Raw genomic sequence first — 13,707 nt, forward strand, 5'->3', positions numbered from 1 at the left:
GCATTCGCCATCAAACTGAGCTTAAAAAGAAGTAGGGAATATGATGCCAAGTATTACAAAACAAATCATGAGCGGCGCAAAGTGGACAAGTGTTTCAACAATCTGTATTACAATCATTCAAATCGTTCAGTTTGCCTTGCTTGGAAATATGATGACCTTAACGGAATTTGGACTCGTCGGCATGATCACAACGGTTACAATATTCGCCCAGATTGTGCTTGATATGGGATTTGGCGCCGCGTTAATTCAAAGAGATGACGCCACGGAGCGCCAGCTGTCAACATTGTATTGGCTGAACATTATGACCGGCATTTTGCTGTTTGTGCTTTTATATGTGTGCAGTCCCGTCATTGCGGGATTTTATCAAAGAGAAGAGCTTGTGTTTCTCATCAGGATTTTGGGGATTATGTTTTTGATAGCTCCGATCGGACAGCAGTACCAGTATATGCTGCAGAAGGAGCTGCAATTTAATACGTTAAGCAAAATAGAGATTTTTTCAAATGTATTGTCCTTCGGATATTTAGCGATAGCGGTTTTTATGACGGATGCGATTTTGGCGTACGTGGTTTCTCAGGTGCTGCTGCAGTCCAGTAAAGGGATTTTATTCTGGGCTGTATACCAAAAAAAATGGCGTCCATCCTTTGTTTTTGATCTAAGGGGAATGAAGGAGTTCTTCTCCTTTGGAGCCTTTCAGCTTTCATCCCGTCTTGTGAACAGGCTGGGAGCGAACATCGATATGATCTTAATCGGCCGGTTTATCGGTGCCGAAGCACTGGGCATTTATAATCTTGCCTACCAGATTGTCACCATTCCGGTTTTGAAAATTAATCCGATTGTGACGCGGGTCGCGTTTCCCATTTTCGCCAAAAACAAATACGAAAACAGCGTGATCAGAGAAGGCTTTCTGAATATGACAAAAATGCTTGCGCTTGTATCGTTCCCGCTGTTAATCGGGCTCGTATCCGTGTCAGACGCCTTTATCGCAGCTGTTTTCGGAGAAAAATGGCTTGCTGCTGTCCCTGTTCTGAATGTTCTTGCCATCGTCGGGATACTCAGGGTGCTGATGAATCCGAATGGTTCTGTGCTTCTTGCTAAAGGAAGAGCGGATTTGGCTTTTTATTGGGACTCCGGCGTCATGCTGCTGTATGGTTTGTCGCTGTTTGCAGCTGTTCAGACGGGCAATCTTCTGACTGTAGCTTGGGTATATGCCGTCATCAGCGTTTTCAATTTTCTAATCGGTCGCTGGCTGCTGGCATATGTCATTAAGCTCAATCTTTCAGCTTATTTTAAAGCCGTTATGAAGCCGTTTCTGATCACAGCGGGTATGGCCGTTATCGCGTTCGGCGCGAGTTTAGGAACAGAACGCTTCAGCTTGCAGGCGGAAATGAGGCTGGCAATTTCAGTGGCGGCCGGGGCGCTCTGCTATCTCTTTCTTTTGGGTAAAGCGTACCCTCAGATGAAAAGCAAACTACTAAGAAAAGGACGTTTGTCATGAAGATTTTGTGGATCACAAGCGTATATCCAAGCAGTCTGAAACCCGGCGAGGGTGTGTTTCATGAAACACAGGTGCAAGAGCTGCTGAAGCTCGGGCTGGATATCACCGTGATATGCCCAAGACCTTTTCACCCTGCGCCTGTCCGTATGCTGAAAAAGGCATACCGAAAAAAGGATGCCAGACCAGAATATGAGATACGGAAAGGAATCCCGGTTTACCGGCCTTTCTATCCCGCTGTTCCCGGCCAGCTGAAATGGGCTCAGCCGCACCGGCGCATTGGGGCAGCTGTTTTAAAAACCATTAAACAGCATGACTTGAACCCTGATCTGATCCATGCGCACTTTGCTATGCCGTCGGGCGGGGCTGCGGCAGTCGTGTCAAAGACAATCGGGATTCCGTATATTTTAACTTTGCATGGCAGTGATGTGAATGTCTATCCTCACTACAGCAAAGGCGCGTTTAAAGCCTTCAAAACTGCGGTTAGTTCCGCATCCGCAGTTCTTGCAGTCAGCGAAAAGCTTCAGGAAGAAACCAAAAAACTTTCCGGCTTTGACAGTACGGTTTTACCGATCGGCATACAGCTCAGCCGTTTTCAGGAAAATGATCAGACAAAAGAAGAAATCAGAAAAAACCTCGGACTCCCGCTTGACCAGCGCCTTGCTGTCTATGTGGGCAGGCTCGTTAAGGAAAAAGGCATTTTTGAATTGTCAGAAGCCATTGAGATGATGGAGGAAGCGCCTCGAGCTGTTTTTGTGGGAGACGGCCCCGCAAAATCTTTGCTGATGCAAAAGGGACATATTGTAACAGGCCAAGTGCCGAATCACAGGGTGAGAGAGTATTTGCTCGCCGCAGATATGTTTGTGCTCCCTTCTTATAGCGAAGGAATGCCGACTGTTGTGATCGAGGCGCTGGCACTGCGGGTTCCTGTCATCTGTACAGATGTCGGTGGAGTGGCTTCATTATTCGGAAAGCACCGGCATTTGCTGATTGAACCGAAATCAGCTCAAGCCTTAGCAAACACGATCTCTTTATACGCACAAGATCAAATATGGCAGCCGGAAGTGGCAGATGAATTATATCAAATCATTCACACTCAATATGACGCCGGGAAAAATGCCAGGGCGCTGTATGATCAGTATCAGATGGTTCTGAAAACACCTGTTTAATCGTAAGTAACTGCGACCAATATAAATAGGAAGATGAATTTACAGGAGAGGGATGAGGGCTGTGAAAAAAATTGCTGTCATTGGAACAGGATATGTAGGACTCGTATCAGGCACCTGCTTTGCGGAAATCGGAAATAAAGTGATTTGCTGTGATATCAACGAATCAAAAATCAGAAGTCTGAAAAACGGAGTAATCCCAATCTATGAACCAGGGCTTGCAGATTTAGTTGAAAAAAATGTGTTAGAACAGCGCCTGTCTTTTACTAACGATATTCCGTCTGCCATTCGGGCTTCAGACATTATTTATATTGCAGTCGGAACCCCGATGTCTAAAACAGGCGAAGCTGATTTAACGTACGTCAAAGCGGCTGCGAAAACGATTGGTGAACATCTCACCGGCTACAAAATCATTGTCAATAAAAGCACAGTCCCAGTCGGCACCGGAAAACTGGTTCAATCTATCATTCAAAAAGCTTCGAAGGGAAGATGCTCCTTTGATGTTGTATCCAACCCTGAATTTCTTCGGGAGGGCTCAGCGATTCATGACACGATGAATATGGAGCGTGCCGTCATTGGGTCAACCAGTCATAAAGCCGCTTCCATCATAGAGGAACTGCATCAGCCTTTTCATGCTCCTGTTATTAAAACGAATTTAGAAAGTGCAGAGATGATTAAATATGCTGCAAATGCATTTTTGGCTACAAAGATTTCGTTTATTAACGATATCGCGAACATTTGCGAGCGAGTCGGCGCGGACGTCTCAAAAGTTGCTGACGGCGTCGGGCTCGACAGCCGGATCGGCAGAAAGTTCTTGAAAGCGGGTATTGGGTTTGGCGGCTCCTGCTTTCCTAAGGATACAACCGCACTGCTTCAAATTGCCAAAACGGCCGGCTATCCATTTAAGCTCATAGAAGCCGTCATTGAGACAAATGAAAAGCAGCGCGTTCACATTGTAGATAAGCTCTTAACTGTGATGGGAAGCATAAAAGGGAGAACCATTTCCGTGCTCGGATTGGCCTTCAAACCGAATACAAACGATGTGAGGTCCGCTCCAGCTCTCGATATCATTCCAATGCTGCAGCAGCTGGGCGCACAAGTGAAAGCATATGATCCGATTGCCATTCCGGAGGCATCAGCAGTCCTTGGCGACCAGACCGAGTATTACACAGATGTGTATGCTGCGATGGAGGGAACCGACGCATGCCTTATTTTGACCGATTGGCCGGAAGTAAAAGAAATGGAGCTTGTAAAAGCAAAAATGCTTTTAAAACAGCCAATCATCATCGATGGCAGAAATATATTTTCACTCGAAGAAATGCAGGCTGCGGGATACATTTATCACTCCATCGGCCGTCCTGCGGTTCGGGGAACAGAACCTTCCGACCGCTACTTTCCGGCTTTGCCAATGGAAGAACTGGCTAAGGATTTGGGGAGTGTCAATTTATAAAAAGAAAAAGGGTTACTTGTTTGAAGTGCCGGCTGCTTAGGCTCGGCCGCCGGCTCCTGAAACATCAGGAAAGGGGTTAAGCATGTGAGTATCAAACGTTCAGCGGTTCATACGCTTGCGTTACTGGCCGCTGTCATATTGGGGATCGTCCTATTGCTGGGAGCCATCCGCACAGATACAGGTCTTACGCAGATGGCTGCCGTTCTCGCTGTATTGGCTATCGGCCTGTTTGCGCTGACGCTTGCAGCATCATTTACAACAAAAGAACAGCTGTTTATGGCCGTCATCTATATTTTGATTGCCTGCACTTTTTTAAATAATGCTTTTTTCGCGATTCATCTTGGATTCTTTAGTTTGTTTCTTTATCGGCTTTTGCTCATCGCCGCCGGCTGCCTCCATCTTGTGGGGGTACTGCGGAGCCGAACACATATTGAAAAGTGGAACGGGCTGCAAGTAAAAGGGATTTTGCTCTTTTTCGCCTTTTGGTTTTTATATGGCCTTGTTTCCTTGCTATGGGCCAAATCAGTTACAGACGGTCTGAAATATTTAGCACTGCTGGCGATGGGGATATTTTTTATTTATCTTATTGTGATGTATGTGCAAAAAATGGAACGTCTGATGATTATTTATTCCATCTGGCTGGTGATGACGGTATTTCTGATGATCATCGGTTTTTACAATCATATAACCCATCATCATCTCCCGAGTTCGACTTTGTACAGCGGACCGGAATATAAGCAGCATTATCCGACCTCAGTCTTTTTTAATCAAAATGATTTTGCGACATTTTTGTCGATCAGTTTCTTTTTTTACATCGCAATGGTGAAAAACATAAAGAACGGTTACTTAAAGGGAATTGGCCTTGTGCTCTCGCTTGGTGCATTGTATTTAATCTTTGCGACTGGTTCTAGAGCCAGCCTGCTGGGCGTTTTTGCGGGAATAGCCGTCTACATTTTTATTGTCTTGCCTCCTGTTCTGAAAAAAATCGCTATTTGGCTGTCGGCAGCAGGAATTGCGGTCTTTGCGGCTCTTTTTGCCAGCCGGATTTTCGCAGTGTTTTGGAAGCTGTTCCTGGCTCCTCAGACGTCTCATTCATTCCAAGAGACGCTTCCGTCCAATGTGGCCAGGGCCAATCTGTTAAAAAACGCATGGCACTTCTTCCTTGACTCATACGGATTCGGAGTGGGCGCAGGAAATGTGTCTTATTATCTTGAGCATCATGCTTTATATGATACTGATAATGTGACAGAGGTGCACAATTGGCTGGTAGAGATTCTGGCAAACTTCGGCTTGCTTATCATGCTCGGCTATCTGGCCATTTATTTATACCTGATATGGGTGCTTTACAAGTTTTATGAAAGAAAAATGGAAAATCAGTCAAGACTGATCACAGAAGGGCTCATCACAGCTATGGTCAGTTTTCTGGTATCCAGCATCAGCCCAAGCTCTGTCTCAAATTTATTTTTCCATTGGGTATTTCTGGCGTTCGTCATCGCCGCGGTGAATGTCTTAAGGCGATCCAGGCAGCAGCTTGAGCCCATATACCGGTAAACAGACTACAAAAAAGCAGGGAGACTTATATGAAGGATATAGTGATAAGATTAGCCCGGCGCATAAAGAAAAATATCATCTGGATTATATTAGTGCCGCTTATTTTAGGTGCGGCAGGATATATACTGCCGTCCCAAATCGCGGATAAAAAGAGTTACACAGCTGAGGTTACTTTAGCTGTGGGGAGCTATGATCATCCGGTTTATAACAGTACAGAAGAGATTCCGCTCCTGCTGAGGAGTGATGCTTTTTTGAAGGAGGCGCTTCCTGACGAAAAAGATGAAGATCTTGCGGAGATCAAAGAGAAGCTCACCGTGAAATCGGAGTCTAAGTCTTTACTGTCTTTGAGCTATGCCGACCAGGATCAGGAAAGAACCGAATCGGTGTTAAATGCTGTTTCCTCCACCTTTCTCAAAAACGACCAAAAGCTGTTTGAGGAAAGAGAAGCCGTCATCCGCCGCAGCATAGACGCGCTGGAAGGTGAATCGGTGAGCGAGGATTCCAAGGTGGATAAAGAAAGATTTTTGTATGAGCTGAAAAACACACAGCTTAATCTGAAAGCGGCCAGTGCCGTTGATTCTGAAACCGTAAGTGAGGCATCAGGCGGAGGAATGTCCCCGAAAAAGAAAGCGGTTCTGGGTGTTCTGATCGGCATAACGATTGCCTTTATGTTCGTTGTCATTCCTGAATTTTTCAGAGAGTCCTTTTAAAATCATACGATGGAGATGTGATCATGACCAACTGGAAACCTCTCGTATCTGTCATTACACCTTCTTATAATGCGCGTGACTATATTGAAGACACGATTCATTCAGTGTTAGATCAGAGCTACCCTCATTGGGAAATGATTATCGTGGATGATTGCTCAACGGACGGCACACGCGACATTTTAAAGCAGTATGAGAAGATAGATGAAAGAATTCATGTGATCTTTCTGGAAGAGAACAGCGGAGCCGCGATAGCAAGAAATAAAGCGCTGGAACATGCTCAAGGACGCTATGTGGCATTTTTGGACAGTGATGACAAATGGAAAAAAGACAAACTGAAAAGGCAGCTTGATTTTATGATGGAGCGGTCCTGCGCGTTTTCCTTTACAGGCTACAGTTTAATGTCGCAGGACGGGGTGCCGATGGATAAATTCATTCATGCTCCCGAAAGCCTGACATATGATGATGCTCTTAAAAATACCATTATCGGCTGTCTAACGGTGATGATTGACAGGGAACAGACGGGACAGATCCAAATGCCGAATATTAGAACGAGGCAAGACTTGGCAACATGGCTGTCTCTTTTAAAAAAGGGTTTTACAGCATACGGAATGAATGAGTGTTTAGCTGAATACCGGCTTGTCAATAATTCGATTTCAAGCAACAAATGGAAGGCTGCAAAAAAAACATGGTTTGTCTACAGAGAGATCGAACGGCTCCATTTAATGAAAGCGACATGGTGTTTTGTTCAATATGCGAAAAACGCGGTGAAAAAAAGACTATAACCGCAAACAGAGAGAAAAGGTGATGAAGGTGGAAACAAAAGCAATGATTCACGTCATCGTGGCTACTGCTGAATGGGGAAAAGATCAATTGAGGTACAGACGGCATCGATTGGCTGAATTTTTAGCTGCTCAGGAAGAAACAAAGGAAGTCATCTGGGTCTGCCCGGCTCCGCGCACCCAAAGGATGGAATTTCAGCAAGTTCACTCCGGCATCCGGCAGTTTGCCGTAAAGGACTTGCTGCAAAAGAAAATGTTTCGCTTCGGACGGTATACCGATGTGTTTTATAAGCATAAGCTCTCACCTTTATTAGAAGAGCTGAAATCCGCTTCAGCCAGAGGTGAACGCTGCTGCTTATGGTACACGTTTCCCGGATTCCCGCTGCTGTCTTCCCTGTATCCTTGGGATCAGGTGATTTATGATTGCAGTGACTTGTGGGCGGCGCCGATCAGCGGACGTTCCAATATGCTTTCCGAGTTCAGGCGGAAAGTCATCAAAACAGCGGAGCTGCGAATTATCGAGCGTGCCGATTCCATTACTTGTTCATCAGAGTACCTGCACAATGAAGTTGACAAAAAGCTGACAGCGGGACAAGAAAAGGTTCATACCGTTGAAAACGGTGTTGAATATGACCTGTTTTCAGAACATAAAGCGGTTCCCGATCGAAGCATCTTGCAGGGAAGAGAGGGGGCTGTACTGGGATTTATCGGCGGGATTAAACCAAAGCTGGATTTTAAATTGATTGAAGAAGCGGCTCTGAGAAAACCCGATTGGACATTTTTATGGGTCGGCCCGGACGCCACCAATGGTGACACAGCGTTTCAAGAGCTTCTGAAGCTTTCCAATGTGATATGGACGGGGCCGGCAGATCCGAAAGAAGTTCCGCACTTTATGGAACTGATTGATGTCGGTATTATGCCTTATAAAAAGTCATCCTATAACCAAGCGGTTTTCCCGCTTAAGCTATTTGAATTTTTAGCAGCAGGAAAGCCGGTCGTCGGCTCTAACCTTCCGTCAACTTCTAAAATGCAAAAGCCGTATATTTACGAATATATGGAAGGCAATGACCATAATGATTTTATAACTGCGTGCGAGAAAGTGCTTGAAAAAGACGGAGACGAGACATACAAAGAGATGCGGCGAAACATTGCCCGCACACAAGATTGGAATGTTTTATTCAAACAAATCATGAAATATACAGGTATTCAAAAACATGCGTAGTCCTTTAATTGGGATGCGCGTTTTTTGATTATACGTGTTTCTTTTTGATGAAGCTTGTTATAATAACTAAGGAGAAGGTATAATGGAAGGAACGGTTCTCTATATAAATAAAGACTTCATATAATTCCAAAGGAGACTTCTTTATGCTTGACGAACGCATGATTCGCATTGTTGTTGCGTTTATTGTCTCGCTGCTAACGGTTTTAATCATAACCCCAATCGTAAAAAGGATTGCGATTAAAATAGGTGCAGTTGATCAGCCCGGCAATCGAAAAGTACATGATAAAATCATGCCCCGAATGGGCGGGCTGGCCATATTTATCGGGGTGGTTACAGGTGTGCTTGTATCCGGTATATACACAGAAACAAGAATGACGGCTATCACAGTCGGGGCATTTATCATTATTGTGTTGGGAATTCTTGACGATAAATATCAATTAAGCGCAAAAGTTAAATTTATCATTCAATTAGCCGTAGCTATTATGATTGTAAGCACAGGCTTAAAAATGGACTTTTTCTCAGTACCTTTTTTAGCTGAGCGATTTGAATTGGGCTGGATGGCATATCCGCTGACTGTATTATGGATTGTCGGCATCACAAACGCGATGAACCTGATTGACGGATTGGACGGCCTTGCGGCAGGTCTTTCTGTTATCGGCCTGTCCACGATTGCAGTTATGGCGCTATCTGGCGGAAAAGTACTCATTCTGTCACTTTCATTAGTTGTTATCGCAAGTACGCTCGGATTTTTGTTCTACAATTTTCATCCGGCAAAAATCTTTATGGGGGATACGGGATCACTGTTTTTAGGGTATGTCATTTCCATTCTCTCATTGTTAGGGCTGTATAAAAGCGTAACATTGTTCAGTATTGTCATTCCGATTATTATATTAGGCGTGCCGATTTTTGACACAACATTTGCAATCATAAGACGGATACTAAACAAACAGCCGATTTCGGCGCCCGATAAATCACATATTCACCATAGGCTGATGGCCTTTGGCCTTTCACATCGGATGTCGGTCATTGTCATCTACCTGATTGGATTTATTTTCAGCATCAGTGCAATCGTGCTGAAAAGCGCTACAATTTGGCTTTCCCTGTTTATTATCTTTATCTTAATTATATTTATGCAAATAATAGCAGAAGTTACGGGACTCGTGAATGAACGTTTTAAGCCATTTACAAAATTCTATAAACGTCTTGTGAAAAGAAATTAAAAATACCGGTTCTACTATGAGCCGGTGTTTTTTCTGCGCAAAAAAGCCCGATCCGTTAAAGGACCGGGCTTTTTTTCAATATGATGAGTCAGTTGTTGAATTTGTTGTGCCGTTTGAGCTTGTGCTGCTGTCATTTGTGTAGCCGCTTCCGCTCGTAGTGCCGTCTGTTGCAGTGTTTCCGTCAGTGCTTGAACTGCCAGTGCTGTCTGATGTTGAGCCATCGGTACTGGAGCTGTCAGTGCTTGAACTGCTCGTATCAGGAACATAATCTAGATGTTCTTGAAGCGTTTTTCTGACGTTTTCCAGATTCGCAGCATCCGGTTCAAAATAATACGTGTTGTTAGGCCCTAAATACAAATCAGAACCAGTAATTGACAGCGTGTCAATTTTCTTGCTGGTAAAGCCGCTGTAAATTTGCTGTAAGGCTAAACCTTCAGTAATGCGAATATTGGTTTCTACGTTTTCACTGGCTGTTTCTGCGATTTTATCAATTTTTGCAATATTGCTTGCGCTGGACATCCGATCGATCAACGCGTTTAAAATTTGTTTCTGTCTGTCATTACGGCCGAAATCTCCGCGTTTATCCTGCTTTCTCATGCGGGCATACGCCAAGGCTTTTTCACCATTTAAATGCATCTCGCCTTTTTTGAAATAAATACGTTTGCTTTCGTCCACATCGCTTTTTTCATCAAAGTCGAAAGGTACATCTACATCAATACCGCCAACTTCATTAATAACATCTTTAAATCCGTCAAAATCGACTGTTACATATTTATCGATTGGGATTTGCAAGAAGTTTTCAACAGTTTCAACAGTCTCATCTTTTCCGCCTTTGCTGTAAGCGGAATTGATCTTTGTTTTGCTGCCGGTTGTGTCACTTGCTAATTGCACACGTGTATCGCGCGGAATGCTCAGCATTTTCATGGTTTTATTTTTTGGATCAAGGGTAACTACAATAAGAGAGTCAGATCTCCCTTTTTGTCCTTTTGTCGCGTAATCTTCGATTCCCATAAATAAAATAGAAAATGGTTTTTTCTTCATATCTACAACTTCACTGCGAAGATTTGATTTATCTCCGCGGGAAAGCGCATCGTATGAATCATCCGCAGCGTTAATGGTTTTATATAGTTTATATCCACCGAGACCTACAACTACCAATAATGCAAGGACGAACAACAACATAATCCTTTTTAAAATTTTTCTGCGTTTGCTCTTTTTCTTTTTGCGCACACGCACTCTAACGCGTTCAGCCATTATTCAGTCTCCTTTATGTGATTGACGGCTTTTTCAAGATACGTCAACTCTCCCTCTGTAATATCACTTTTTCCATTTGTTAACTCTGTCATCCACTCAGAAAACGATTGTGTTTCTTTTTCTTCTACATATGCTTCGAATTCTACGTTTTCTGCATAATGAATTTCTTTTAATAGAAAAGGTGATTCCCTTAATTCATTTTCAATCTTGCCAAGCCAAGTATAATCTGCGGAAGTATGCATAACCCTCATAAGCTTCCGTTCTACAACACCTATATGGTTTAATCCTTCAGACACTGACTTCCCATAAGCGCGGATTAAACCGCCTGCTCCCAGCTTTATGCCGCCGAAGTAACGCGTAACAACAGCACAAGTATCCTTAAGTCCGCGTTTTTTTAGCACCTCGAGCATAGGTACTCCTGCGGTGCCGCTCGGTTCTCCGTCATCATTGGCTTTTTGGATATGATCGTTTTCGCCAATTACGTAAGCTGAGCAATTATGAGTTGCGTTCCAGTGCTGTTTCTTTATTTTCTGTATAAATTCCTGTGCTTCTTGTTCGGTAGAAACACGGCTTAAATGACAGATAAAACGCGATTTTTCTATAACAATCTCGTGTTCTCCTGTTTCTTTCACAGTAAAATAGCTGTGCAGCATGCTTGCTGACCCCCTGCTAAGCATAAAAGACCGCCTATACAAATTCGTACAGTCTTTAGAATTTTTGTGCGTATTTTGTTATCATAAAGAGTAAGAAGGTACATAAAATTGTTTTTTTCTAGAATATACGCATTCTTTCATTATAATTCGACACAATTTGCAGATCAATTACATTTATAATAAAAATATATGACAACACCGTGACGGAGGGAAATTATGAATAAAACAAAGATGGATTCCAAAGTTCTGGACTCTATTTTGATGAAGATGCTGAAAACCGTTGACGGGAGCAAGGATGAGGTTTTTCAAATCGGGGAGCAGTCACGCCAGCAGTATGAACAGCTGGTCGAAGAACTGAAACAAATTAAACAGCAGGTTTATGAAGTCATCGAGCTTGGTGATAAACTTGAAGTGCAAACCCGCCATGCGCGAAACCGTTTATCCGAGGTCAGCCGCAATTTTCATAGATTCAGTGAAGAAGAAATCCGCAATGCTTATGAAAAAGCCCATAAGCTGCAAGTAGAACTGACGATGATCCAGCAGCGTGAAAAGCAACTGCGCGAACGCCGGGACGATTTGGAACGCAGACTGTTAGGACTTCAGGAAATCATCGAACGCTCAGAATCACTAGTGAGCCAGATTACGGTCGTACTGAACTATCTGAATCAGGATCTTCGGGAGGTTGGGCTGCTTCTTGCCGATGCGCAGGCAAAACAGGATTTTGGCTTGAGAATTATTGAAGCGCAGGAAGAAGAGAGAAAAAGAGTCTCGAGAGAAATTCACGACGGTCCTGCACAAATGCTGGCAAATGTTATGATGAGATCGGAATTAATTGAACGGATTTTTCGAGACCGAGGCGCTGAAGACGGATTCCAGGAAATCAAAAATCTCCGCCAAAATGTGCGGAATGCTCTTTACGAAGTGAGACGGATTATATATGATTTAAGACCGATGGCCCTTGATGACCTAGGCCTGATTCCAACTTTGCGGAAATATCTATATACAACCGAAGAATATAACGGTAAGGTGAAAATACATTTTCAGTGCATCGGCGATACGGAGGACAAACGACTCGCGCCTCAGTTTGAAGTTGCGCTCTTCAGACTCGCACAGGAAGCTGTATCCAATGCGTTAAAGCATTCTGGATCTGAAGAAATTACAGTCAAAGTTGAGATTACAAAGGATTTTGTGATTTTAATGATAAAAGATAACGGCAAAGGATTTGACCTGAAGGAAGCGAAAGAGAAGAAAAACAAATCATTCGGCTTGCTTGGAATGAAAGAAAGAGTAGATTTATTGGAAGGAACCATGACAATAGATTCAAAAATAGGTCTTGGGACATTTATCATGATTAAGGTTCCGTTATCTCTTTGACTATGATTTGTAAAATAGAGCCAAAAGGCATATTGACCGAATACCAGAGTATATAGAACAATAATACAAGGAGGCGTGGCTTGTGACTAAAGTAAACATTGTTATTATCGACGACCATCAGTTATTTCGTGAAGGTGTTAAGCGGATATTGGATTTTGAACCTACCTTTGAAGTGGTAGCGGAAGGAGACGACGGAGATGAAGCGGCTCGTATCGTTGAGCACTATCATCCTGATGTCGTGATCATGGATATCAATATGCCGAACGTAAATGGCGTGGAAGCTACAAAGCAGCTTGTAGAGCTGTATCCTGAATCTAAAGTAATTATTCTATCAATTCACGATGACGAGAATTATGTAACACATGCCCTGAAAACAGGTGCAAGAGGTTATCTGCTGAAAGAGATGGATGCTGATACACTAATTGAAGCGGTTAAAGTAGTTGCCGAGGGCGGTTCTTACCTTCACCCGAAGGTTACTCACAACCTCGTAAACGAATTCCGACGTCTTGCAACAAGCGGAGTTTCTGCTCATCCTCAGCATGAGGTCTATCCAGAGATTCGCAGACCATTACATATTTTAACAAGACGGGAATGTGAAGTGCTGCAAATGCTTGCAGACGGAAAAAGCAACCGCGGCATCGGTGAATCATTGTTTATCAGTGAAAAAACTGTTAAAAACCATGTCAGCAATATCTTACAAAAAATGAATGTAAACGACCGGACGCAAGCCGTGGTGGTCGCCATTAAAAATGGTTGGGTAGAAATGAGATAGCATGAAATTGGACTTGCCTTTTTGAGGCAGGTCTTTTTTTAGGCTTCTGTTTCCCTTACAATAG

The 13,707-nt window shown here is 43.5% G+C and carries 12 protein-coding genes; 10 read left to right on the forward strand and 2 right to left on the reverse strand.

Translation table 11 applies throughout. The features are described 5' to 3' along the window. Positions 1-43: 43 nt before the first annotated feature. From tuaB to H7F27_RS03215, 8 genes are all read left to right on the forward strand, one after another. Positions 44-1,495 carry a teichuronic acid biosynthesis protein TuaB gene (gene tuaB / locus H7F27_RS03180; RefSeq protein ID WP_103671370.1) on the forward strand — a complete coding sequence of 484 codons (1,452 nt, stop codon included), beginning with the start codon at positions 44-46 and terminating at the stop codon, positions 1,493-1,495. Next, entirely contained in the window at positions 1,492-2,661 is a 1,170-nt protein-coding gene (gene tuaC, locus H7F27_RS03185; RefSeq protein ID WP_101859861.1) for a teichuronic acid biosynthesis protein TuaC, read from the forward strand. Before tuaB ends, tuaC begins: the two co-directional genes overlap by 4 nt. 61 nt (positions 2,662-2,722) lie before the next feature. Next, a complete protein-coding gene (gene tuaD, locus H7F27_RS03190) occupies positions 2,723-4,108 on the forward strand; it encodes a UDP-glucose 6-dehydrogenase TuaD (protein ID WP_095712900.1) in 1,386 nt (461 codons plus the stop codon). An 84-nt stretch (positions 4,109-4,192) separates the two neighbouring features. Next, a complete protein-coding gene (tuaE, locus tag H7F27_RS03195; RefSeq protein WP_185848554.1) occupies positions 4,193-5,659 on the forward strand; it encodes a teichuronic acid biosynthesis protein TuaE in 1,467 nt (488 codons plus the stop codon). Positions 5,660-5,688: 29 nt separating this feature from the next. Beyond that, positions 5,689-6,369: a teichuronic acid biosynthesis protein TuaF gene (gene tuaF, locus H7F27_RS03200; RefSeq protein WP_024123035.1), complete on the forward strand. Its 681-nt coding sequence runs from the start codon at positions 5,689-5,691 to the stop codon at positions 6,367-6,369. A 23-nt stretch (positions 6,370-6,392) separates the two neighbouring features. Beyond that, positions 6,393-7,151 carry a teichuronic acid biosynthesis protein TuaG gene (gene tuaG, locus H7F27_RS03205; RefSeq protein ID WP_185848555.1) on the forward strand — a complete coding sequence of 253 codons (759 nt, stop codon included), beginning with the start codon at positions 6,393-6,395 and terminating at the stop codon, positions 7,149-7,151. Between the two features lie 28 nt (positions 7,152-7,179). Continuing rightward, positions 7,180-8,370, forward strand: coding sequence for a teichuronic acid biosynthesis protein TuaH (gene tuaH / locus H7F27_RS03210; protein WP_101860058.1), 1,191 nt, complete (start codon positions 7,180-7,182; stop codon positions 8,368-8,370). A gap of 143 nt (positions 8,371-8,513) precedes the next feature. Beyond that, positions 8,514-9,590 (forward strand): glycosyltransferase family 4 protein, encoded by a 1,077-nt coding sequence (locus H7F27_RS03215; RefSeq protein ID WP_010332075.1) that lies wholly within the window; start codon positions 8,514-8,516, stop codon positions 9,588-9,590. A gap of 75 nt (positions 9,591-9,665) precedes the next feature. Here H7F27_RS03215 and H7F27_RS03220 read toward each other — a convergent pair whose 3' ends face one another. After that, positions 9,666-10,844 (reverse strand): LCP family protein, encoded by a 1,179-nt coding sequence (locus H7F27_RS03220; RefSeq protein ID WP_185848556.1) that lies wholly within the window; start codon positions 10,842-10,844, stop codon positions 9,666-9,668. Further along, complete coding sequence (locus tag H7F27_RS03225) at positions 10,844-11,497, reverse strand: YigZ family protein (RefSeq protein WP_101859864.1); 654 nt, start codon at positions 11,495-11,497, stop codon at positions 10,844-10,846. Before H7F27_RS03225 ends, H7F27_RS03220 begins: the two co-directional genes overlap by 1 nt. 216 nt (positions 11,498-11,713) lie before the next feature. Here H7F27_RS03225 and degS point away from each other — a divergent pair, with 216 nt between their 5' ends. Then, positions 11,714-12,871 (forward strand): two-component sensor histidine kinase DegS, encoded by a 1,158-nt coding sequence (degS, locus tag H7F27_RS03230; RefSeq protein ID WP_024123030.1) that lies wholly within the window; start codon positions 11,714-11,716, stop codon positions 12,869-12,871. Positions 12,872-12,953: 82 nt separating this feature from the next. Continuing rightward, positions 12,954-13,643 (forward strand): two-component system response regulator DegU, encoded by a 690-nt coding sequence (gene degU, locus H7F27_RS03235; protein ID WP_003219701.1) that lies wholly within the window; start codon positions 12,954-12,956, stop codon positions 13,641-13,643. Positions 13,644-13,707 lie beyond the last annotated feature (64 nt).

This window comes from Bacillus sp. PAMC26543 (genome assembly GCF_014250375.1).
In the GTDB taxonomy this organism is placed as follows: domain Bacteria; phylum Bacillota; class Bacilli; order Bacillales; family Bacillaceae; genus Bacillus; species Bacillus halotolerans.

Excerpts from the sequence above, each read along its gene's own strand:
- H7F27_RS03215 (WP_010332075.1), top strand. The coding sequence starts at position 8,514 with ATGCTTGACGAACGCATGATTCGCATTGTTGTTGCGTTTATTGTCTCG.
- tuaC (WP_101859861.1), top strand. The coding sequence starts at position 1,492 with ATGAAGATTTTGTGGATCACAAGCGTATATCCAAGCAGTCTGAAACCC.
- tuaG (WP_185848555.1), top strand. The coding sequence starts at position 6,393 with ATGACCAACTGGAAACCTCTCGTATCTGTCATTACACCTTCTTATAAT.
- degS (WP_024123030.1), top strand. The coding sequence starts at position 11,714 with ATGAATAAAACAAAGATGGATTCCAAAGTTCTGGACTCTATTTTGATG.
- H7F27_RS03225 (WP_101859864.1), bottom strand. The coding sequence starts at position 11,497 with ATGCTGCACAGCTATTTTACTGTGAAAGAAACAGGAGAACACGAGATT.
- tuaF (WP_024123035.1), top strand. The coding sequence starts at position 5,689 with ATGAAGGATATAGTGATAAGATTAGCCCGGCGCATAAAGAAAAATATC.
- tuaB (WP_103671370.1), top strand. The coding sequence starts at position 44 with ATGCCAAGTATTACAAAACAAATCATGAGCGGCGCAAAGTGGACAAGT.
- H7F27_RS03220 (WP_185848556.1), bottom strand. The coding sequence starts at position 10,844 with ATGGCTGAACGCGTTAGAGTGCGTGTGCGCAAAAAGAAAAAGAGCAAA.